Source organism: Jiella mangrovi (assembly GCF_017815135.1).
GTDB lineage: Bacteria > Pseudomonadota > Alphaproteobacteria > Rhizobiales > Rhizobiaceae > Jiella > Jiella mangrovi.
Map to the genome: position 1 here is coordinate 48,226 of NZ_JAGJCF010000003.1, position 19,786 is coordinate 68,011.

Genomic DNA, 19,786 nt, shown 5'->3' on the forward strand with positions numbered 1-19,786 from the left:
CTCGGCCGCGTCCCGAGAATCCAGAGATCGTGGGGTACATTCAGTTTCTATTTGGAAGACCCCTGACGGCCGGCGTCAGATCAGCCGCCCGTGGATTCTCGGGACGGGGCCCGAGAATGACGACGTGTCGACGATCCGCGCCTCAGCCGTTCGGCTCCTGCGCTCGCATCGATCATGGAGCAAAGCCGTCGACGGTCTTGCGCGGTGCTCGCTCCAAAACGCCGTACACCTCTTACGCCCCCTAAACGTCAGACCTCCAGCACATCCTCGAAGGCCTGCGGATAGCTCTTGCGGGCCACCTCCTCGTCGATCATCAGCATCGCCTCGTAGGAGGCCGGGTCGAACGGCTTTTCGGCCGGCACGATCTCCCGGTTGAACAGCCAGGAGAGGCGCCCCGCGTCGAGATTCCCGCGCTCGAAGGGCTCGGCGCCGAAACGATGCCACAGCGCGTGGAGAAAGGCCGCGTCGGCGAGCTTTTCCGTCGGGGTGCGATCGGAGAAGCGCTTGCGCTCGATGATCTTCGTCGCGCCCTTGGGATTGGCGCGCCGCACGGTGAACTGGAATCCGGTTCCCGGAAGGCCGGACGGTATCCCGCGATGCTTGGTTATGTCGGGCAGGTTTGCCATCAGGCCGCGGCCTCCTTGGGGGGCGTCGCTCCGGGAACTGCGCCTCCGGCGATCAGAGCTTTAGCGCTGATATATTCGTCAATGGCCTCCCAGCCAACTGCATCACCGAATGGCAGGATCTTCCAATCCTGCCGCTGCTCGATGCTCGCTGCATCGAGCCGCGGGTACCACCACAGCGGGGCTTCTATCTTCCGACCATCGACCATCGTAAAGACGATGCTATCAGCGGTGACAGCGACGTCTGCGACCGCCAGGTGGCGATCGTCAATTTCCAAAATGGTCATTCCAGGCCTCCAGGAAGCTGTCATTATTTTTCGCGACGATCTTCATGATCGCATTGACTTCGCGAGCAGAGAAACCCGCGTTTCGAGCAAGACGCATATCCTTCAACCACACCTTCAGCTGCTTTCCATCCTTAAGGATATGGATATGCGGCGGTTCTCCGATTTCCTTCGAATAGAACAGAAAGCGGTGGCCTTTCCAATGGAGCACCGTGGGCACTTCATCGACCTCATGTCGTCCCGTTCGCCGAACAGCCGATCTGCAGGGAATTCGACGTATTTGTCTTGATGATCCTATGATCGCATCGTTGATCCAATCTGCAAACCTTTGGCAACGGGCGGACGTCGTGCGGTTCTGCGTCCCCGGGATGACTCCCGAGGACGCCGAACCGCCGAGGCTTCGAACCGGCTGGCAGCCGAGGCTGGTACGGCTCAGCTGCCGCCCTCGATCTTGTCTTCGGTCTTCGTCTCGAAGTCGCTCGCATCGTGGCGCTCGCGCAGCTGCGTCGAGGGATCGCCGCTCACCGAGTTGACCATCGAGCCGCGCTTTGCGCCCGGGCGCTCGCCGATCATCTTGCGCCAGCGCTGGACGTTCTCGTATTCCTCGACGGCGAGGAACGTGCCGGCGTCGCCATAGGCCTCGCCCGCCGCGATGCGGCCGTACCAGGGCCAGATCGCCATGTCGGCGAGGGTGTATTCACTGCCCGCGATATATTCGTTGTCCTTCAGCTGCTTGTCGAGCACGTCGAGCTGGCGCTTCACTTCCATGGCGTAGCGGTCGATCGCGTACTGGATCTTGATCGGCGCATAGGCATAGAAATGCCCGAAGCCGCCGCCGAGGAAGGGCGCCGAGCCCATCTGCCAGAACAGCCAGTTCATCGCCTCGGCCCGCGCACGAGCATCTGTCGGCAGAAACGCCCCGAACTTGTCGGCGAGATAGACCATGATCGAGCCGGATTCGAACAGCCGGATCGGCGCGCCGCCGTCCTTCGGCTTGTGATCCATCATCGCCGGGATCTTCGAGTTCGGATTAACCGAAACGAAGCCCGAGCCGAACTGGGCGCCCTCGTTGATGCGAATCAGCCAGGCGTCGTATTCGGCCTCCGAATGCCCCGCCGCGAGCAGCTCCTCCAGCATGATCGTCACCTTGACGCCGTTGGGCGTGCCCAGCGAATAGAGCTGCAGCGGATGCTTGCCGACCGGCAGCTCCTTGTCCTCGCGCGCACCTGCGGTCGGCCGGTTTATCGCGGCGAAAGCGCCGCCATTGCCGGGCTCCCAGGTCCAGACCTTGGGCGGCACATAGCCGGCGGGCAGATTGTTCTCGGGAGGGAACTTGGTCTCGTCACTCATGGAAAACGGCCTTTTGGTTCGAAAAACTGAGATTGGCAACGCGGGTTCGCGCCCGCGTCCTGGCCATGAACATATCGACCCGACCCGCGATTGCGAGACGCAACGGACCGTTCTTCATCCAAACGATCGTCGACACCGTCCCGATGCGCAGCGCCATGTCCGGCAAGGCGCCCTAAGAGGACAGGCTGCTTTCACCTCGCATTGGCCAGAGCGGGCATCGAAGGCGCGCGCGTGATCCCGGAGCCGGAACGGCTGCGGCTTAGCCAATGTTCGGTGTGAGGCAAGAATGGTGGGCGGTGAGAGGCTCGAACTCCCGACATCCTCGGTGTAAACGAGGCGCTCTACCAGCTGAGCTAACCGCCCCTGCCTGTGCCATAGGGGGTTCCGGCTATCGGCGTCAAGCCCGGCTCGCCTTGATCTTCCGCTCGGTCTCGCGTCGGGCGAACCCCGTCGCGGTCGGCGCAGGGCAGGGTGTCATCAGAAGGTCAGTCCCGCGGCGGCTGCTTCGGCGAGATAGGGATTCTGGTTCCGGCTCGCGGCGTAGTTCGCCGGATCGAGCGTTGCGCAGATGAGGGTGGGGTCGCTTTCGCCGGCCCGCGCAAGGGCGCTTCCATCCGGAGCTGCGATCACCGACTGTCCCTGATAGGCAAATCTTGCGTCGGCGCCGCAGTGATCGGCATAGACGATGAAGAGCTGATTTTCGAAGGCGCGGACCGGCACCAGCTGTTCGGCGATGAAGCGGGCCCCCTGGCTTTTCGGCAGGGCCGTCGGCACGAGGATCGCCTGGCCCCCCCGACGGGCGAGGTCGCGGCAGAGTTCGGGAAACTCGACGTCGAAACAGATCAGCAGACCGCAGCGCAGCCCGCCGATCTCGACGATGGGCGAGGGCACTGATCCGGGGACGAATAGCTGCTTCTCGTAGTCGCCGTAGAGCATGCGCTTTTCATAGACGACCGGCGCAAGGCCCGGCGCGAGGAACGCTGCGGCATTGCCGAGGCCGGTGGGTGTCCGCACTGCCAGACCAAGGCAGACGGCGATGCCGACGTCGTTCGCGGTCTTCTGCCATTTTTCGAGCGCCGGCTGTGCTTCGGCGGCAGTGTCGCGGATCGCCGCTTCGGCGCCGTAGCCGGTGACGGCGAGCTCCGGCAGGACGACGAGCTCTGCGCCCGCGCCCGCCGCGGCCTCGATCTCGCCGAGAATGGTTGCGCGGCGCTGCGCAAGGTCGCCGATTGCGGCGTCCAGCTGAATGGCGGCGACTTTCACTTCTGGCCTCCATCCGACCAGGCGCCGAGCAGCCGGGGCAGGTCGCCGAACCGTGCGACGAGGCCGAAGACGACGACGGCGACCGCAACGAAGAGAACCGAGATCGACGCCATGGTCGGCGTGTAGCCGTATCGCAGCGCATTGAAGATCTTGATCGGGACGGTCACCTGGGTGAAGCCGACGGTCATGTAGGCGACGATGTATTCGTTCAGCGACAGGACGAAGGCAAAGGCGAAGCCCGAGATGATGTAGGGGGCGATCATCGGCAGAACGATGGTCGTCAGGATCTGCCGGTTGTCGGCGCCCATGGTGCTCGCAGCTTCCGTCACCTCGCGGTCGATGGTGGAAAAGCCCAGCGAGATCGTCACCAAGGGAAGGCTGGTGAAGAAGACCGCATGGGAGATCACCACCGTATACCACGCGCCGTAAGAGCCGATCGTCGCCCAGAAGCTCAGTGCTCCGAGCGCGGTGATCACCGGCGGCAGCACGAAAGGCGAGACACCGAGAAGCTGGACGATCCGGCCGAAGACGGTCGTCTTTCGCCACAGCGCATAGCCGATCGGCAGGGCGATGAGGACGGCAAGGCTCGCCGCACCGAGCGCGATCAGCACCGAGGTGAACAGCGCGCTCCGCCAGCCCTCGTCGGTAAAGATCTGGGCATACCAGCCGAGCGAAAATCCTTCGGGAGGAAAGGTCAGGCTCTGCTTCTCGTTGATCGAGACGCCGGCGATGACGACGAGAGGGGTCGCGAGAAACAGGGCGACGAGGCCGAAGAACAGCCGGGTGAACAGCTTTTCCATCATTTCGCCTCCCTGCGTCCACCGAACATCGTGGAGAGGAGGACGAGGATCAGGCTGGAGGCGACCAAAAACACCGCCATCGCGGCAGCAAACGGCATGTTGGACTGGTAGACCGCCTGATCGGTGATCAGCACCGACAGCGTCCAGTGCTGTGGCCGGCCGAGAAGCTGCGGCAAGAGATAGGCGCCGAGGGCGAAAACGAAGACGATGATGAAGGTCGCGACCAGTGCGTTTCTGAGGCTCGGCACGATGACGTTGAAGAACGCGCGGACCGGCGAGGCGCCGAGCGTGCGGGCGGCCTCCGAAAGCGAGGGGTCGAGCCGGGAAAAAGCCGGATAAAGGACGAGGATCGAATAGGGAAAGGCCTGGTAGACCATGCCGCAAAGGACGGCGGTGAAGCTCGGGCTCCAGGCCTCGGGCCCGTCCATGAGGCCGATCGCGACGAAGAGGTTGGAAAGGCCGGCGGTGCGCGACAGGAGCGTCGACCAGGCAAAGCCGATGATGACTTCGGAAAGCGACAGCACCGCCATCATCGCCACCAGCCAGGGCACCTGAGAGCGCCGGGGCAGCCGCGACAGGAGATAGGTGAAGGGCGCGCCGATCGTCAGGCATACGGCCGAGACAAGCGCCGAAAGCCCGACGGAAAACAGAAGGATGTCGGCGAAGAACCAGGACAGGAAGCGCTGGTAGTTCGCCGTGGTCAGGACCGGCGTGTAGAACCCGCCCTGTTCGCGCGAAAAGAACGAGACCGCGATCATCAGGCCGAAGGGAACGACGAAGAACGCCGCGAGCATCACCGCCGGAAAGGCGAGTGCCGCCTGACCGCTGGCGTTGGTTCTCGCCGGAGCGCTCATCGCGCCACACCTTCGGAAAAGACGACGACGGCGTCCGGAGCGATCGAGAGCGAAACCTCGTCACCGACGGCAAGGGCGTCGTGGCCGCTCGCGCGCTGGGCAATCATCCGGCCGGCCTCTGTCGAAAGGTATATCTCGACGGCGGAGCCCATGTCCCGCACGAACTCGACGGTCGCCGGGATCGGGGCATCGCCGGCCGGGCGAATGACGACGTCTTCCGGCCGCACGGAGATTTCGGCTTCCCGCCGGCCGGCGCCCAGTTGAAGTCCGGGGATGGTGCCGCCGGCGATCTCGGCGCCGCCTTTTCCCGGCTTTGCGACGAGACAGTTCGTCTGCCCGAGGAAATCGGCGACGAAGGGCGAAGCCGGCTTGCGATAGACATCGATCGGCCGGTCCATCTGGAGGATCCGGCCGCCCTCCATGACGACGATCGCATCGGCCATGGTCATCGCCTCGCGCTGATCATGGGTGACGACGATCGTGGTGATGCCGAGCCGCTCCTGGAGTTGCCTGAGCTCGACCTGCATCGCCTCGCGCAGTTTGGCGTCGAGGGCCGAGAGCGGCTCGTCGAGCAGGAAGAGCTTCGGCGAGACGGACAGGGCTCTTGCAATCGCCACGCGCTGGCGCTGGCCACCCGAAAGCTGGGTGATCGGCCGATCCGCGACGCCCGGCAGGCGCACGAGATCGAGAAGCTCGGCGACCCGTTTCTCGCGCTCGGCCTTTCCCCTGCCGCGGATTTTCAAGGGATAGGCGATGTTCTCGCGGACGCTCAGATGCGGAAACAGGGCGAGCGACTGGAAAACCATCCCGAAATCCCGGCGATGGACGGGCGTCGCGTCGATCCGCTCGCCTTCGAACTTCACCTCGCCCGAGCTCGCCGATTCAAGCCCGGCGATGATCCGCAACAAAGTGGTCTTGCCGCAGCCGGAGGGTCCGAGCAGGCAGACGAAGCTGCCTGGCGGCACGGACAGGGTGGCGTCGTCGACGGCGACGATGTCGCCATAGCGCTTGGTCACGGCGACGAGGTCGAGCGTGCTCATGGGCAAAGTGTTCCTCGGGCAGCGGGATGGTTCTCATCCCGGGCAGGCCCGGGACGAAGCAAGGTGAGGGGCGCTCATGCAGCCGGGCGCCGCGGCTTCAACGATCGCGGGTCTCGGCTGCGCCGCCCCGTGAGGGCTCATCGAGCCCGGGGAGGGCGGAATGGCGCCGCGAAGCCTTCATCGTCAGCCGACGATCAGCTCGGTCCATTTCTGGTTCAGCCAGTCGGACTTCTCGACATAGAGATCGTAGCGCGGGACGATCGGCTCGATTTCCGAGGAGACCGCTGCGAACTCCTTGTCGGTCAGGTCGAGGACGTCGCGTTTGAGCACCGGCGCTGTGCCGACCTTGCGGGCGAGGAGCCCGGCGATCTCCGGCTGCGTCATGTAATCGATGAAGGTCGTCGCGAGATTGAGCTTCTGCGAAGCCTTCGTCACCGCCCAGCAGCCCGAATCGGAAATTCCACCCTCCTTGGGGAAGGTCGAGCGCACCGGGAAACCGTCGGCGGCGGCCAGTCCGGTGACGTCGTGGTAATACTGGCCCATCGGAATCTCGCCCGATTTCAGCGCCTGTTCGAATTGCGCCTCGTCGCGATACCAGAGCTGGACGTTCGGCTTCAGCTCGGCGAGCTTGTCCATCACCTTCAGGATACCGTCATCGGTGGAGAGGATGTCGGTCCCGCCGAAGAAGGTCTTCGCCGTCACTTCCAAAAGGAACGAGTTGGAGACCAGAGCAAGGAGGCCGAGCTTGTCCTTCTTGTCGGCGTCCCAGAACGTCGCCCAGCTGTCCGGCGCCTCAGGGAAGGCATCGGTGTTGGAGACGAGGGTGATGTACCAGGCGACGGCGCCGACGCCGGCGACGCGGCCATCGTCGTATTTCACCGTGAAGGGCGGCAGGATGGCGTCGAAATTTCCGATCTTTGCGGGATCGAGCGGCTGCCAGAGCTCGGTCTGCAGCCCTTTGCGCATGGCGACCTGGCTCATCATCGAGACGTCGGCCGGGGCGACACCGGCGCGGCCGGCCTGTTCGAGCTGGACGAGCCAGGCTTCGCCCGTCGGTTCGGCGACGCTCTCGACGGCTATGCCGGTCGCCTTGGTGAATTCCGGGAAGATGTTGGTGTCGAAGGAGTCCTTGAAGTAACCGCCATAGACGCCGACCTTCAGCGACTTGTCCTGGGCCCTGAGAACGGTGGGCATGGCGAGGGTGGCGGCGCCGGCGCCGGCGGCGAGAAGCGCCTGGCGGCGATTGAGGACGAGGGAAGGCTTGCGGGTCATGTCTTCACTCCTTTGGGGGATGGGCCGGATCCGTCTGGATCCTCCGTTTCGGGTAGTTTCGTTGATTTCAACGCTGGACCGCAAGGGCCGGTGACAGCCTTGCGAGGCTGAGAAGCTCGAACAGCATCTGGGCGCCGGCATGGGCGGTGTTGGTCGTCGCGTCGTATTGCGGGGCGACCTCGACGACATCGCCGCCGATCATGTTGACGCCCGCGAGCCCGCGCAGGATGGCCAGCGCCTCACGGGTCGAGAGGCCGCCGATCTCAGGTGTGCCGGTGCCGGGCGCGAAGGCGGGGTCGAGACTGTCGATGTCGAAGGACAGATAGACCGGCCCGTCGCCGACCACGGCCCTGGCCTTTTCGACGATGGCGGCGACGCCGAGATCGCTGATCTCCTCGGCATGGATGACGGTCATGCCGCTCTCGTAGGAAAACTCCCAGAGATATTCGGACGAGCCGCGAATACCGATCTGGATGGTGCGTTCGGGATCGAGAACCCCGTCCAGCACGGCCTGGCGGAACGGCCCGCCATGGTGGAACTTGCAGCCGTCGAAGGGGCCGGAGGTGTCGCAATGGGCGTCGATGTGGATCATCCCGACCGGCCGCCCGGCGCCGAGCGCGTGAAGCGTCGGCAACGAAATGGAATGATCGCCGCCGACGAAGAGCGGAAGGACACCGGCCTTCACGATTGCGGCGGCCGTCTTCTCGATGTCCTGATGCGATGTCGCAAGATCGAAGCGCGAGCGGAACGGCACGTCGCCGATGTCGGCAACGGCAATCTCGTGGGTCGGCATGGTCTTCAGGACGTGATTGTAGGGGCCGACCCGCTCGATGGTTCTCAGCGCCCTCGGCCCGAAGCGCGAACCGTTGCGGTTGGTGACGCCGAGATCCATCGGAACGCCGATCATCGCGACCTTCAGGTCGGCGAAGTCCGGCGCCGACCAGTCGATGGCGCGAAACGGAACGTCGAGAAGCGTCGGCAGGCCGGCATAGGGCGCAACGCGGGTCCCGCTCGGGTCGAAGAGATGGTCCGCCACCGCTGCGAAGCCATCGTCATGGATCTTGCGCTCATTTTCGCCGGCAAAGCGCTTGCGGAGCGCGGCGAGTGCATCGTCGTTCATCGGTCGGAACCATCCTCGTCAGTCGTCGTCTTGATCAGCTGCTTCGCGTTTCGAGCGAAAGGCGCCGCATGATTTCCAGGATTTCGCCTTCCGGCACATTGGCGAAGGCGATCCTCAGATGCTTCTCCTGGCCGGGCCCGAAGAAGGAGCCGGGCAGCGCCAGAATGCCGAGATCGCGGGCAAGATCGGCCGCCACATCCGCCGCTGGCCGGTCCGGAAAGGGATGCCGTACATAGGCGAAATAGGCTCCGATCTGGTCGAGATGCCATCCGGGCAGCGTTACGATCTCCCGCGCGAACAGCCGAGCCCTCGCGGCGATGGTGGCGGCGTTCTCCGACCGCCATTCGGCCATCGCGTCGAAGGCGAAGGGCAGGGCGACCTGGGCCGGCCGTGGCGCGCAGATCTGCAGGCTGTCGATCACCTTCTCGATCTCGCCGATCATCGCGCCGCCGGCGATCATCGCGCCGATCCGGTGGCCCGGAATCGCATAGGCTTTGGAGAAGGAATAAAGGCCGATGAGATTGGTCTCGGCGCGCGGATCGGCAAACAGCGCGTGGGGGCAGCCGGCCTCCGGCGGCAGAAAATCGCGATAGGTCTCGTCGAGAACGAGATGCAGCCCGCGGCGCACGCAGATGCGGAACAGATCGCGCAGAAGCTCCGGCGGATAGATGGCGCTGGTCGGATTGTTCGGGCTGACGAGGACGAGCGCGCGCGTGCGGTCGTCGATGAGGGCTTCCAGACGGTCCGGATCCGGCAGGAAGCCGGTCTCGGCCCGTGTCGGCAAAGCGCGTTTCTCGATGCCGAGCATGTCGAGCGTCATCTGGTGGTTGAAGTACCACGGCGTCGGCAGAATCACGGCGTCGCCGGCTCCTGCGACCGCGATCATCGCGGCGAAGAAGGCCTGATTGCAGCCGGCGGTGATGGCGATCCGGGCAGGATCGATGGCGGTCTGGTAGGTCTTCGACACATGCCCGGCATAGGCGTCTCGCAAGGCCCGGTCGCCGAGGATGTCGCCATAGCGCGCCGCCGCCGGGCTTGCGGCGGCCTCGCCCAGACGCGCGGCGAACTCGGCCGGCGGCGCGTGGTTCGGAACCGCCTGGCTGCAGTTGATCAAGGGGCCATGACGCCCGTCATAGGCGCCGGCCCAGCGGTCTGCCTGGGCGATCGGCGGGGCCAGAACGGCCGCAAGCCGCGGATTTGGGCGGGGAGGGGTCATGTCCGCTCTTTCTCGTCGAGCCAGTCGCGGACGATCTTCCTGTGCCGCTCGGCGCCGTAACTGTCGAAGTGGCCGCCATGAACGATGCGCACGGGCAGCGTCAAGAGCCGCTCCATCGAGGCGACATAGTCGGCGGCGTCGGCATGATAGGTGTCCTCGATCAGCGGGCCGTCATAGACGATGTCGCCGGAAAACAGGATACCGCTCGCCCTTTCGAACAGGGCGATGCCGCCCGGCGAGTGGCCCGGCGTGTGGATGACCTCGAAGTGCCGGTCGCCGAGATCGACGATGTCGCCGTCCTCGAGAAGCCGGGTCGCCGGGGCCGCCTTTACCCGATAGGTCGACGACAGATAGGGCTCCGGCGGCAGGCGGGTGAAGATCGCGTCGGTGACATAGGGGTCGGCGAGCGTCGCCCGGTCGTCCGGATCGGCGAGGATTTCGGCCTCGGCCCGGTGCACCGAGCGGTGCTCGAACTCGTGATGGCAGCCGATGTGATCGAAATGGGTGTGGCTCGCCACCGCCTCGATGGGGCGCCCGGTGACGAGCGGCACGTGGCGCCTCAGGCTGACGACGCCCATGCCGCTATCGACGAGCATGTCCTGATCGCGGCCACGCACATGCCAGATGTTGCAGCGGTAGAAGGTCTCGATGAAGGGCTCGAAGATCCAGGTGACGTCGTCGCCGACGCGTTTCGTCTCGTACCATTCGGAGGCGCTGGCGCGCTCGATGCTCATGACCCCTCCGGCAGGACGATCGCGCGGGCGGGATCATAGGCGAGGGACAGCAATTCGCCCTCGGCGGGGCTGATCTCCTGCGGCAATTGCAGGGTCAGGCGCTGGCCGTCGCCGGCAAGAAGGCTGGCCATGCGGTGGGCCCCCATGAAGGTGACGCTGTCGAGGCGGGCATCGCCGAGCGGCTGTGGCCTGCCGGTCGCCCCGGACCTGTCCCCAACGCCCGATCCGGCAAGGCTGAGATGCTCGGGCCGCAGCATCACCGCCGCCCGGTCCCCGGGTTTGAGCCTGCGCGACTGGTCTTCGCCCCGCAGCCGGCCGAAGACCGTCTCGATCGCGATACGGCCCGCCTGCGCCTCGGCGACGCGGCCCTGAAGAATGTTGGCAAGGCCGACGAAGCCCGCGGCAAACAGGCTGCGCGGCCTGAGATACACGTCCTCGGGCGTGCCGAGATCGGCGATCCGCCCCTTGTCCATGACGACCACGGTGTCGGCGATCGCCATCGCCTCCTCCTGATCGTGGGTGACGTGGATGAAGGTGCTGCCGACGCGCCGGTGAATGGCCGTCAGCTCGGCCTGCATCTGGCGGCGGAGCTTCAGGTCGAGGGCGCCGAGCGGTTCGTCGAGGAGCAGCACCCTGGGCTCGACGGCGAGCGCCCTTGCGAGCGCGATGCGCTGTTTCTGGCCGCCCGAAAGCGCATGCGGCTTGCGCCGGCCGACATCCGGCAGGCCGACCAGCCGCAGCATCTCCTCGGTGCGCTCGCGGCGCTCGGCGCCGGCGACGCCGGCCGTGCGCAGGCCGAAGCCGACATTGCCGGCGATCGTCATGTGCGGAAACAGCGCATAGTCCTGAAACACCGTGGCCGTCGGACGCCTAGCCGGCGGCACGCCGCGCATCTCCTTCCCGCCGATACGGATCGATCCCGTCTGCGCCGGAAGGAAACCGCCGATCAGCGACAGGAGCGTCGTCTTGCCCGATCCCGAGGGGCCGAGAAGCACGGTGAAGCTGCCGGCCGGGACGGTCAGGCTGACATCGTCGAGCGCGACGGCTTCGCCATAGCGCTGGGTCACGGTCTCGATCTCGACGGCGCTCGTCATGTAGAGGCCCTTCTGCGGCCAAAGACCACGGCCTCGATGACGAAGACGAGCAGGATCGAGACGCCGAAGACCAGTGTGCCGATGGCGTTGGTCTTGGGGTTGAGACCCGAGCGCAGAAGGCTCCAGATCTCGACCGGCAGCGTCACGTCGAAGCGGGTGAGAAGGAAGGCGATGACGAACTCGTCCCAGGAGAAGGTGAAGGCGAGGAAGAAGCTCGCAAACAAGGCGGGCCAGATCATCGGCGCGGTGACGAGGAGAAGCACCTTGGCCTCGCTCGCGCCGAGGTCGCGGGCCGAGCGTTCAATATTCGCCTGATCGTCGGTGAGCTGGCTGTAGATGATCGCAAAGCAGAGCGGCAGGTTGATCACGATGTGACCGAGGCCGGTGGCAAGGAGGGATTTCGGCATTCCGGCGGCATTGAAGGTGATCAGAAGGCCCATGCCGATGATCAGATAGCTCACCGTCAGCGGCGCCATCAGGAAGCCGGAGAGAAGCCGCGAACCGGGCGGGCGGTGGCGGGCGATCCCATAGGCGGCGAGAAAGCCGAGAAGGACCGAGGCGAGGGAGGAGAGGACGCCGACGGTCAGCGAATTGAGGAGCGCGTCCATCAGCCGGCCGTCCGACAGGATCTGGTCGTACCAGCGCAGACTCGGCCCGTTGAAGGGCGGGATCGGGAAGCGTCCGCGATGAAAGGAGAACAGGACGAGGACGGCCACCGGCAGGAAGATGAAGCCGTAGAGCAGCCCGGCATAGACGAGGCCGAGGACGGAGGAAGCACGGAGCGGCCGGGTCATCGCGAACGCTCCAGCCGCAGCCATCTGGCGCAGGCGAAATAGGCGATGGTGACGACGATCATCAACAGGATCGAAAGCGCCGAGGCCATCGGGAAATCGGCCCGCCGTCCGACCTGCAGCATGATCAGTTGCGGCATCAGGAGTTCGTTGTTGCCGCCCAGAATCTGCGGGGTGATGAAATCGCCGATACACAGGACGAAGGTGAGGAACGCTCCGGTCATGATGCCCGGCAGGGTCAAAGGCAAGGTGACGTGGACGAAGGTGCGGACCGGCCCCGCGCCGAGGTCCGCCGCGGCTTTTCGGAACGACGGCGGCAGCTGCTTGAGATTGGCGTAGATGGTCAGGGTCAGCAGCATGACGAAGAAGTGGGTGAAGCCGATCACCGTCGCGAGGCGCGAATTGGCGAGATCGAGCGGCTCCGAGAGAAGGCCGATCCCGGTCAGCGCCTTGTTGATCACCCCGTTCGACGAAAGCACCAGCAGCCAGGAATAGGAGCGGACCACATAGGAGGTCCAGAACGGCAGGACCGCGAGGGCGAGCGCCAGGCGCTGCCAGCGTTCGGGCACGACCTCGGCGAGCACCACGGCAAAGGGATAGGCGAGGAGGATCGAAACGACCGTCACGATCGCCGTCACAACCAGTGAATTGGCCATCGCGCCGAGGAAATAGCTCCGCTCGAAGAAGGCCGCGTAGTTGGCGAAGGACAGGCCAGCGCCGCCGCTACCCGTCGATGGCGTCAGGCTCACATAGGCCATCACCGCAAAGGGCACGGCAAAGAACAGGAGCGTGTAGAGGAGGGCGGGGCCGGCGAACAGGCTGCCCCGCACCCCCTCCATCGAGGGGCGATCACTCATGACGGGCTTCAGTGCTGGAGGAACTCGGTCCAGACGTCCTGCATCTTGGCGTCGAGCTCGGGCGAGGGCGTGGGGTAAAGCTGCGAGTTCTTCACATATTCGGGCTGCTCGTCCCAGCGCAGCGCCTTCTTCTGCGCGTCGGTGAGATCAGCACCGGCCTTCTCGTTGGCCGGCATCGCCCAATAGCAGGACGAGGTGGCGAGCTTGGCTTGGCCTTCCGGCGACAGGATGTATTTGACGAACTCCGTCGCCAGTTTCTGCTTCTTGGAGTCCTTGAAAACGCCGATCGCCTGCGCCCAGCGCACGCCGCCCTGCTTCGGGAGGATCCAGTCGAGCGCCGGGTTCTCCGCGCTGAGGCCCGCCGTCACCCATTCGCCGCCGCCGACGAGAATGTCGACTTCGCCGGTCGCCAGCGCCGTCTGGCTGGAGACGACGTCGCCGACGAGCTTGGCATTGTCCTTCAGCTTGAACAAAGTGTCCCTGATAGCCGGAAGATCGCTGTCGGACAGATCGGCGGTTTTCTTGCCGAGGCCCATCGCCACCATGCCCTCGACCGGCAGATAATAGTCGTAGACAGCGATCTTGCCCTTGTACTTGTCGCCCCAGAGCGCCGTCATGTCCTCCATGTCGGCGGGGTCGACCTTGTCCTTGTTGAAGGAGATGGTGTTGTAGCCGTATTTCTCGGTGACGGCGTAGCGTTTGCCGTCGCGCATCGTCTGGTCGTCCATGCGGATCGTCGGGTCGATGTCGGCGACCGGCATTTCGTCCTCCGGCAGGGGGCCGAGGATCCCCGCGTCGATCGCCCGCGGCACGTCGATGGAATCGATGACGAGAACGTCCCAGTCGCCCGGCTGCGACTGGTCGATGATCGAGAGAGCCGCGCCGGTGCCCTCATAGACCTTGAGATTGACCTTGGCGTCATGGGCCTTCTCGAAGGGCTCGATCAGCGCCGGATCGGTGTGGTCGCACCACACCAGCGCGTTGAGCTCTTCGGCGGCGTTGGCTGCGGTCGTCACCGTGATTGCGGCAACGGATGCGGCGAGGGCGAGAAGGCGGCTTTTCCTGGTCATGCGTCGTCTCCCAGTCGTCACGTTTGGCGGCAGTCGAGGTGCCGCCATGCCCCTGAAAGCATCAGCCACAGCGGTTGCCTCATTCCTGACCATGAAAGCGAGACTGGACGGGTTGGGAAATATCGACCTATCAATACAAACCTTGATGATCGTCAAAGTGAGTGACGTCTCGATGCGCGTTTCCGGAAGTGATCTGCGTCTCCTGCAGGTTTTCGAAGCGGTGGTTCGCCATGGCGGTTTCGCGGCTGCCGCCCGCGATCTCAATGTCAGCCAGTCCACCATCTCGAATCACATGACGGCGCTCGAGGAGCGCCTCGGATTCGTCTTGTGCCAACGCGGCCGTGGCGGCTTCAGGCTGACGGAGAAGGGGCGCGCGGCGTGGGACGCCTCGCGGCGCCTCGACAAGGCGCTGCAGGATTTCTCCTCCGATGTCGCATCCGTTCGCGGGGAGCTCTCCGGCGAATTGCGGATCGGCATCCTCGACGCCGTCGCGACCGACCCGGCCAATCGGCTGTCAGACGCCGTGAAGGCGTTCGGCGCGATTGCGCCCAACGTCACGCTGGTGATCGCCCAGGAGCGCCCGCAGGACATTCAGCAGAAGGTGGCCGACGGTCTCTATCACTGCGCCATCGGCAGCTATCGCAACCGCATCGACGGCATCGTCTATGACAGGCTGCACGAAGAGCGCCACAGCCTTTATTGCGGGCGCGGGCACGAGGCCTTTTCACTCGCCGACGACGAATTGACCGACGAGCGTCTGCAGGAAATGCCCTTCGCGCATCGGGGCTATTGGCGGGACGAGGATACGCTGCGCCAGCTCGACTGGCGGATCGGGGCGACGGTCTACCAGATCGAGCCCCAGCTGATTCTCATCCAGTCGGGCCGCTATATCGGCCTTCTACCCGATCATTTCGCCGCTCAGGGCATCGCGGCGGGGCGGCTGCGCGCGATTCGCCCGGCCGATATCGGTTATACCTGCCTGTTCGAGCTGTTTTCGCCCGCCAACCGGCGCGTCAGCGACGTGGCCGCCGCTTTTATCGACACGGTGAAGCGAATCTGGCGGACGGATGCGGGCGATTCGGCATCCCCGGGAGCAGTCCCGGCGCGCGAAGACGGCTCGAAATTCCACGCTGCTTTGCAGATTTCCGCGTGAAATGACGGTTTCGTGTCATCCGGCTCTTTGTCGAGGCCAAGCGACGAACCCGGCGCTTGACAGGACCCGAGCTTGTCCGTAAACGACCGCCTCACAAGCCGCCACGAGCGGTGGAGCGCGGGTGTAGCTCAGTCGGTTAGAGTGCCGGCCTGTCACGCCGGAGGTCGCGGGTTCGAGCCCCGTCACTCGCGCCATTTTCTTCCAGGCAAGTCTTTTAGCAAAAGACGTTCGGCACGCTGCGACGACGATGCCGGAGCGCGTCATCGGCCCTTGCGAAACCGGCGTGGCGTCACGCCGATCCTTCATTCCTCGTTGCGTGGCGGGCGCGGCTCAGATTCCCGAGCCGTGGTCCTGAAAATCAGCCTCGTCAGCAGGCTCTGGCAGATCGATGATCCCCGTGCGCGCCGTCGGCTTCGGCCAAGGCATCCAGGCGACGAGTTCGTCTTCATCATAGGCGACGAGCCCGTCCGGCCCCATGTCGGTCGCGACCCAGCCGCGTTCGCCGGATCCGCGCAGGGACTGATAGCGGACGGTGTCGACCTCGGCCGGCCCCTGTTCGCCGCCGCGCACCGTCACCAGGATTCGCTCGCCGTCGCGTTGGGCGCTCGCCATCGGCCGCCAGCCCTTCATTGCCGAATCTACCATCGGATCTCCTTCGTCGATCAAAGCGCTGAAACGCTTGTATGGGCATCGTGGCATCCTTGCGACGATGCCCCGCAGTTGGCAAGGTGAACGCCCTAAAGGCCCCGCAAACGCTTGCCGATCCCGGCCTGCGACAGGCTGGCGGCAGGAGAGGTGGTGGTCACAGGCCGGTCGCAGCTCACAACACCTTGCACTGATTCCAAGAAGGGGATAACCCTCGCCGCATTGCGGCATGGCGGCTCGCCCGCCTGCCTTGAAGCCTAGCGGCGCGGAAGCGATCCGCTGCCCTGACCGTCACCGAGATGAAGTGGTCCGATGAGCGCACTCCTCGCATCCTATCTGCCGATCGTGATCTTCGTGGGAGTTGCCCTGATCCTCGGTCTGGCGCTTCTGGTCTCGCCGTTCCTGCTCGCCTTCAAGGCGCCGGACGACGAGAAGCTGTCGGCTTACGAATGCGGGTTCGACGCATTCGACGACTCGCGTATGAAGTTCGACGTTCGCTTCTATCTCGTGTCGATCCTGTTCATCATCTTCGATCTCGAGGTGGCCTTCCTGTTTCCCTGGGCGGCGAGCTTCGGAACCCTCGGCTGGTTCGGCTTCTGGTCGATGATGGTGTTTCTGGGCGTCCTGACGGTCGGCTTTGTCTATGAGTGGAAGAAAGGCGCTTTGGAATGGGATTGATCATCGGCAACGAGCCGTTCGCTCCGCGTTCGCCGGAAGCGGGGACGGGAGCTGGGGCGGTCACGGGCAAGACCGTCGCGCCTGCCCAGGACCCTTTCATCACCGAAATCAATGACGAGCTGGCCGACAAGGGCTTCATCGTTACCTCGACGGACGACGTCATCCAGTGGGCCCGCACGGGTTCCTTGATGTGGATGACCTTCGGTCTTGCCTGCTGCGCCGTCGAGATGATCCAGATGTCGATGCCGCGCTACGACGCCGAGCGTTTCGGCTTCGCGCCGCGCGCCTCGCCGCGCCAGTCCGATCTGATGATCGTCGCCGGCACGCTGACCAACAAGATGGCGCCCGCGCTGCGCAAGGTCTACGACCAGATGCCGGAGCCGCGCTATGTCATCTCCATGGGCTCCTGCGCCAATGGCGGCGGCTATTATCACTATTCCTATTCGGTGGTTCGCGGCTGCGACCGCGTCGTGCCGGTGGACGTCTACGTGCCCGGCTGTCCGCCGAGCGCGGAGGCGCTGCTTTACGGCATGATCCTTCTGCAGAAGAAGATCCGCCGCACCGGCACCATCGAACGGTAGGGCCCACGTCATGCGTGATTTCGCCACCAAGGACATGGCCGATTATCTGGTCGAGACGCTCGGCGATCGGCTGGTGTCGAGCGAGCATCGCTTCGGCGAGCTGACCCTCGTCGTCGCGCCCCAGGACATCGTCAAGGTCCTGACGGTCTTGCGCGACGACCCGCAGACCCAGTTCGTCAACTTCATCGACATCTGCGGCGTCGATTATCCTCAGCGCGAGAAGCGCTTCGAGGTGGTCTATCATCTTCTGTCGCCCTATCAGAACCAGCGTGTGCGGGTGAAGGTCCGCACCGCCGAGGACGATCCGGTGCCGTCCGTGTCGGACGTCTTTCCCGCCGCCGACTGGTTCGAGCGGGAAGCATACGATCTCTACGGCATTCTCTTCACCGGCCACCCGGACCTGCGCCGCATCCTCACCGACTACGGTTTCGAGGGGCACCCGATGCGCAAGGATTTCCCGCTTACCGGTTTTGTCGAGGTTCACTACGACGAAGAGAAGAAGCAGGTCGTCTACGAGCCGGTGGAGCTGCGTCAGGAGTTCCGCAACTTTGATTTCCTCTCGCCCTGGGAAGGCACGGAATATGTGCTGCCCGGCGACGAGAAGGCCAAACGACAGTAATTCGGGAGGTCAGTGCCATGGCGACGAAGCGACTTCAGGCCAAGTGCCTCTGCGGCGGTGTGCGGATCGACGCCGATATCGACGAGCAGGAAGTCGGCGCCTGCCACTGCGACATTTGTCGGCGCTGGGCGGGCGGTCCCTTCCTGGCGGTCGAGGCTTCCGAAAATGTCGTCCTCGCCGGAACGGATCTGCTGACCGTCTATGAATCCTCGGGATGGGGTGAGCGCGGTTTCTGCAATGCCTGCGGCTCGACCCTGTTCTGGCGGTCCAAGGATGCGACGCACTACGCCATTTCCGCCATGGCCTTCGACGACCTGACGGAAGCTGCCTTCACCAAGCAGATCTTCATCGACTCCAAGCCTGACTGGTACTCGTTCGCCAACGAGACGCAGACAATGACCGGTGCGGAGTTCCTCGCCCAATTCGCCTCCGAAGAGGACAAGCCGAATGGCTGAGATCGACGTCCGCAACTTCAACATCAACTTCGGCCCGCAGCATCCTGCGGCGCACGGCGTTTTGCGTCTCGTGCTGGAACTCGACGGCGAAGTCGTCGCCCGCGTCGATCCGCATATCGGCTTGTTGCACCGCGGCACCGAGAAGCTGATCGAGCACAAGACCTATCTTCAGGCGATTCCCTATTTCGACCGGCTCGACTACGTCGCGCCGATGAACCAGGAGCACGCCTTCTGCCTCGCCGTCGAGCGGCTCGCCGGTGTCACGGTGCCCAAGCGGGGCCAGCTTATCCGCGTGCTCTACTGCGAAATCGGCCGCATCCTGTCGCATCTCCTCAACGTCACCACGCAGGCGATGGACGTCGGCGCTTTGACGCCGCCGCTCTGGGGCTTCGAGGAGCGTGAGAAACTGATGGTGTTCTACGAGCGCGCTTCGGGCGCTCGGCTGCATGCCGGCTATTTCCGGCCCGGCGGCGTCCATCAGGATCTGCCGCAGCAGCTCATCGACGACATCGGCGCCTGGTGCGATCCGTTCCTCAAGGTCTGCGACGACATCGAGGGCCTGCTCAGCCATAACCGCATCTACAAGCAGCGTAACGTCGATATCGGCGTCATCGCGCTCGAAGACGCATGGGCCATGGGCTTTTCCGGCGTCATGGTGCGCGGTTCCGGCGCCGCCTGGGATCTGCGCAAGGCGCAGCCCTACGAGTGCTATGACGAAATGGAATTCGACATTCCGATCGGCAAGAACGGCGACTGCTTCGACCGCTACCTGATCCGCATGGCGGAGATGCGCGAGTCGGTGAAGATCATGAAGCAGTGCATCGAGAAGCTTTCCAGCCCGGAAGGGCAGGGGCCGATCTCGGCCGTCGAAGGCAAGGTCGTGCCGCCGAAGCGCGGCCAGATGAAGCGCTCGATGGAGGCGCTCATTCACCATTTCAAGCTCTACACCGAGGGCTTCCATCTGCCCGAAGGCGAGGTCTACGCCGCCGTCGAGGCGCCGAAGGGCGAGTTCGGCGTCTATCTCGTCTCCGACGGCACCAACAAGCCGCATCGCTGCAAGATCCGCGCTCCGGGCTTTGCGCATCTCCAGGCGATGGACGTCATGTGCAAGGGCCACATGCTCGCCGACGTTTCGGCGATTCTCGGCACCATCGACATCGTCTTCGGAGAGGTCGACCGCTGACGTCGCCGCTCGCGCCGCGAGGCACGAAGGCTGGAATGATGAATTACGGGGCGCCGCCGAAGATGGGACGACGCTCTGCGAGGTGGTCCCGGAGCCGCATTCTG

23 protein-coding genes and 2 tRNA genes are annotated in these 19,786 nt (G+C 64.6%); 7 read left to right on the forward strand and 18 right to left on the reverse strand.

The window, feature by feature from the left end; translation table 11 throughout:
- Positions 1 to 248 precede the first annotated feature (248 nt).
- The 17 genes from J6595_RS05415 to J6595_RS05495 all read right to left on the reverse strand — a co-directional run bounded on the left by J6595_RS05415 (position 249) and on the right by J6595_RS05495 (position 14,368).
- The gene (locus tag J6595_RS05415) at positions 249 to 626 is read right to left on the reverse strand and encodes a hypothetical protein (protein WP_209593449.1); all 378 of its coding nucleotides are present in this window, start codon (positions 624 to 626) and stop codon (positions 249 to 251) included.
- Complete coding sequence (locus tag J6595_RS05420) at positions 626 to 910, reverse strand: DUF2442 domain-containing protein (protein WP_209593450.1); 285 nt, start codon at positions 908 to 910, stop codon at positions 626 to 628. Before J6595_RS05420 ends, J6595_RS05415 begins: the two co-directional genes overlap by 1 nt.
- Complete coding sequence (locus J6595_RS05425) at positions 891 to 1,127, reverse strand: DUF4160 domain-containing protein (RefSeq protein ID WP_209593451.1); 237 nt, start codon at positions 1,125 to 1,127, stop codon at positions 891 to 893. The genes J6595_RS05420 and J6595_RS05425 overlap by 20 nt, the downstream gene beginning before the upstream one ends.
- Before the next feature lie 212 nt (positions 1,128 to 1,339).
- On the reverse strand, positions 1,340 to 2,257 hold the full coding sequence (yghU, locus tag J6595_RS05430) for a glutathione-dependent disulfide-bond oxidoreductase (protein WP_209593452.1): 918 nt from the start codon (positions 2,255 to 2,257) through the stop codon (positions 1,340 to 1,342).
- A 287-nt stretch (positions 2,258 to 2,544) separates the two neighbouring features.
- A tRNA-Val gene (locus J6595_RS05435) sits at positions 2,545 to 2,620 on the reverse strand.
- A gap of 114 nt (positions 2,621 to 2,734) precedes the next feature.
- Positions 2,735 to 3,520, reverse strand: a complete 786-nt coding sequence (locus J6595_RS05440; RefSeq protein ID WP_209593453.1) for a nitrilase-related carbon-nitrogen hydrolase — start codon at positions 3,518 to 3,520, stop codon at positions 2,735 to 2,737.
- On the reverse strand, positions 3,517 to 4,320 hold the full coding sequence (locus J6595_RS05445) for an ABC transporter permease (RefSeq protein ID WP_209593815.1): 804 nt from the start codon (positions 4,318 to 4,320) through the stop codon (positions 3,517 to 3,519). Before J6595_RS05445 ends, J6595_RS05440 begins: the two co-directional genes overlap by 4 nt.
- Positions 4,320 to 5,174: an ABC transporter permease gene (locus tag J6595_RS05450; protein WP_209593454.1), complete on the reverse strand. Its 855-nt coding sequence runs from the start codon at positions 5,172 to 5,174 to the stop codon at positions 4,320 to 4,322. The genes J6595_RS05445 and J6595_RS05450 overlap by 1 nt, the downstream gene beginning before the upstream one ends.
- Positions 5,171 to 6,214, reverse strand: a complete 1,044-nt coding sequence (locus J6595_RS05455) for an ABC transporter ATP-binding protein (protein WP_209593455.1) — start codon at positions 6,212 to 6,214, stop codon at positions 5,171 to 5,173. The genes J6595_RS05450 and J6595_RS05455 overlap by 4 nt, the downstream gene beginning before the upstream one ends.
- A gap of 183 nt (positions 6,215 to 6,397) precedes the next feature.
- Positions 6,398 to 7,486, reverse strand: coding sequence for an ABC transporter substrate-binding protein (locus J6595_RS05460; protein WP_209593456.1), 1,089 nt, complete (start codon positions 7,484 to 7,486; stop codon positions 6,398 to 6,400).
- A gap of 67 nt (positions 7,487 to 7,553) precedes the next feature.
- Positions 7,554 to 8,606: an agmatinase gene (gene speB / locus J6595_RS05465; protein WP_209593457.1), complete on the reverse strand. Its 1,053-nt coding sequence runs from the start codon at positions 8,604 to 8,606 to the stop codon at positions 7,554 to 7,556.
- 34 nt (positions 8,607 to 8,640) lie between these two features.
- The gene (locus tag J6595_RS05470; RefSeq protein ID WP_209593458.1) at positions 8,641 to 9,822 is read right to left on the reverse strand and encodes an aminotransferase; all 1,182 of its coding nucleotides are present in this window, start codon (positions 9,820 to 9,822) and stop codon (positions 8,641 to 8,643) included.
- Positions 9,819 to 10,556: an MBL fold metallo-hydrolase gene (locus tag J6595_RS05475; protein WP_209593459.1), complete on the reverse strand. Its 738-nt coding sequence runs from the start codon at positions 10,554 to 10,556 to the stop codon at positions 9,819 to 9,821. The genes J6595_RS05470 and J6595_RS05475 overlap by 4 nt, the downstream gene beginning before the upstream one ends.
- A complete protein-coding gene (locus tag J6595_RS05480) occupies positions 10,553 to 11,650 on the reverse strand; it encodes an ABC transporter ATP-binding protein (RefSeq protein WP_209593460.1) in 1,098 nt (365 codons plus the stop codon). The genes J6595_RS05475 and J6595_RS05480 overlap by 4 nt, the downstream gene beginning before the upstream one ends.
- Positions 11,647 to 12,444, reverse strand: a complete 798-nt coding sequence (locus J6595_RS05485) for an ABC transporter permease (RefSeq protein ID WP_209593461.1) — start codon at positions 12,442 to 12,444, stop codon at positions 11,647 to 11,649. The genes J6595_RS05480 and J6595_RS05485 overlap by 4 nt, the downstream gene beginning before the upstream one ends.
- Positions 12,441 to 13,298 (reverse strand): ABC transporter permease, encoded by an 858-nt coding sequence (locus J6595_RS05490; protein WP_209593462.1) that lies wholly within the window; start codon positions 13,296 to 13,298, stop codon positions 12,441 to 12,443. Before J6595_RS05490 ends, J6595_RS05485 begins: the two co-directional genes overlap by 4 nt.
- An 8-nt stretch (positions 13,299 to 13,306) precedes the next feature.
- Positions 13,307 to 14,368, reverse strand: a complete 1,062-nt coding sequence (locus J6595_RS05495; RefSeq protein ID WP_209593463.1) for an ABC transporter substrate-binding protein — start codon at positions 14,366 to 14,368, stop codon at positions 13,307 to 13,309.
- A 157-nt stretch (positions 14,369 to 14,525) separates the two neighbouring features.
- Between J6595_RS05495 and J6595_RS05500 the strand changes: the two genes are divergently transcribed.
- Both J6595_RS05500 and J6595_RS05505 read left to right on the forward strand, forming a co-directional pair.
- Positions 14,526 to 15,521 carry a LysR family transcriptional regulator gene (locus J6595_RS05500; RefSeq protein WP_342453102.1) on the forward strand — a complete coding sequence of 332 codons (996 nt, stop codon included), beginning with the start codon at positions 14,526 to 14,528 and terminating at the stop codon, positions 15,519 to 15,521.
- A gap of 117 nt (positions 15,522 to 15,638) precedes the next feature.
- Positions 15,639 to 15,715: transfer RNA gene (locus tag J6595_RS05505), tRNA-Asp, on the forward strand.
- Positions 15,716 to 15,851: 136 nt separating this feature from the next.
- Here the strand turns inward: J6595_RS05505 and J6595_RS05510 are convergent.
- On the reverse strand, positions 15,852 to 16,166 hold the full coding sequence (locus J6595_RS05510; protein WP_209593464.1) for a hypothetical protein: 315 nt from the start codon (positions 16,164 to 16,166) through the stop codon (positions 15,852 to 15,854).
- A 312-nt stretch (positions 16,167 to 16,478) separates the two neighbouring features.
- Between J6595_RS05510 and J6595_RS05515 the strand changes: the two genes are divergently transcribed.
- Genes J6595_RS05515 through J6595_RS05535 form a run of 5 tightly spaced genes read left to right on the forward strand, consistent with a single transcriptional unit; the run spans position 16,479 to position 19,682 of the window.
- The gene (locus tag J6595_RS05515) at positions 16,479 to 16,844 is read left to right on the forward strand and encodes an NADH-quinone oxidoreductase subunit A (RefSeq protein ID WP_209593465.1); all 366 of its coding nucleotides are present in this window, start codon (positions 16,479 to 16,481) and stop codon (positions 16,842 to 16,844) included.
- Positions 16,835 to 17,425: a NuoB/complex I 20 kDa subunit family protein gene (locus tag J6595_RS05520; RefSeq protein WP_209593466.1), complete on the forward strand. Its 591-nt coding sequence runs from the start codon at positions 16,835 to 16,837 to the stop codon at positions 17,423 to 17,425. The genes J6595_RS05515 and J6595_RS05520 overlap by 10 nt, the downstream gene beginning before the upstream one ends.
- Before the next feature lie 34 nt (positions 17,426 to 17,459).
- Positions 17,460 to 18,044 carry an NADH-quinone oxidoreductase subunit C gene (locus J6595_RS05525; RefSeq protein WP_425342128.1) on the forward strand — a complete coding sequence of 195 codons (585 nt, stop codon included), beginning with the start codon at positions 17,460 to 17,462 and terminating at the stop codon, positions 18,042 to 18,044.
- Positions 18,045 to 18,061: 17 nt separating this feature from the next.
- Positions 18,062 to 18,499 carry a GFA family protein gene (locus tag J6595_RS05530; protein WP_209593468.1) on the forward strand — a complete coding sequence of 146 codons (438 nt, stop codon included), beginning with the start codon at positions 18,062 to 18,064 and terminating at the stop codon, positions 18,497 to 18,499.
- Positions 18,492 to 19,682 carry an NADH-quinone oxidoreductase subunit D gene (locus J6595_RS05535; RefSeq protein ID WP_209593469.1) on the forward strand — a complete coding sequence of 397 codons (1,191 nt, stop codon included), beginning with the start codon at positions 18,492 to 18,494 and terminating at the stop codon, positions 19,680 to 19,682. Before J6595_RS05530 ends, J6595_RS05535 begins: the two co-directional genes overlap by 8 nt.
- The last annotated feature ends 104 nt before the right edge of the window (positions 19,683 to 19,786 follow it).

Coding starts and splice junctions, on each gene's coding strand:
- J6595_RS05480 (WP_209593460.1), bottom strand. CDS start 11,650: ATGACGAGCGCCGTCGAGATCGAGACCGTGACCCAGCGCTATGGCGAA.
- J6595_RS05515 (WP_209593465.1), top strand. CDS start 16,479: ATGAGCGCACTCCTCGCATCCTATCTGCCGATCGTGATCTTCGTGGGA.
- J6595_RS05525 (WP_425342128.1), top strand. CDS start 17,460: ATGGCCGATTATCTGGTCGAGACGCTCGGCGATCGGCTGGTGTCGAGC.
- J6595_RS05495 (WP_209593463.1), bottom strand. CDS start 14,368: ATGACCAGGAAAAGCCGCCTTCTCGCCCTCGCCGCATCCGTTGCCGCA.
- J6595_RS05475 (WP_209593459.1), bottom strand. CDS start 10,556: ATGAGCATCGAGCGCGCCAGCGCCTCCGAATGGTACGAGACGAAACGC.
- yghU (WP_209593452.1), bottom strand. CDS start 2,257: ATGAGTGACGAGACCAAGTTCCCTCCCGAGAACAATCTGCCCGCCGGC.
- J6595_RS05530 (WP_209593468.1), top strand. CDS start 18,062: ATGGCGACGAAGCGACTTCAGGCCAAGTGCCTCTGCGGCGGTGTGCGG.
- J6595_RS05535 (WP_209593469.1), top strand. CDS start 18,492: ATGGCTGAGATCGACGTCCGCAACTTCAACATCAACTTCGGCCCGCAG.
- J6595_RS05470 (WP_209593458.1), bottom strand. CDS start 9,822: ATGACCCCTCCCCGCCCAAATCCGCGGCTTGCGGCCGTTCTGGCCCCG.
- J6595_RS05455 (WP_209593455.1), bottom strand. CDS start 6,214: ATGAGCACGCTCGACCTCGTCGCCGTGACCAAGCGCTATGGCGACATC.
- J6595_RS05510 (WP_209593464.1), bottom strand. CDS start 16,166: ATGGTAGATTCGGCAATGAAGGGCTGGCGGCCGATGGCGAGCGCCCAA.
- J6595_RS05420 (WP_209593450.1), bottom strand. CDS start 910: ATGACCATTTTGGAAATTGACGATCGCCACCTGGCGGTCGCAGACGTC.
- J6595_RS05450 (WP_209593454.1), bottom strand. CDS start 5,174: ATGAGCGCTCCGGCGAGAACCAACGCCAGCGGTCAGGCGGCACTCGCC.
- J6595_RS05445 (WP_209593815.1), bottom strand. CDS start 4,320: ATGGAAAAGCTGTTCACCCGGCTGTTCTTCGGCCTCGTCGCCCTGTTT.
- speB (WP_209593457.1), bottom strand. CDS start 8,606: ATGAACGACGATGCACTCGCCGCGCTCCGCAAGCGCTTTGCCGGCGAA.
- J6595_RS05485 (WP_209593461.1), bottom strand. CDS start 12,444: ATGACCCGGCCGCTCCGTGCTTCCTCCGTCCTCGGCCTCGTCTATGCC.
- J6595_RS05490 (WP_209593462.1), bottom strand. CDS start 13,298: ATGAGTGATCGCCCCTCGATGGAGGGGGTGCGGGGCAGCCTGTTCGCC.
- J6595_RS05460 (WP_209593456.1), bottom strand. CDS start 7,486: ATGACCCGCAAGCCTTCCCTCGTCCTCAATCGCCGCCAGGCGCTTCTC.
- J6595_RS05520 (WP_209593466.1), top strand. CDS start 16,835: ATGGGATTGATCATCGGCAACGAGCCGTTCGCTCCGCGTTCGCCGGAA.
- J6595_RS05415 (WP_209593449.1), bottom strand. CDS start 626: ATGGCAAACCTGCCCGACATAACCAAGCATCGCGGGATACCGTCCGGC.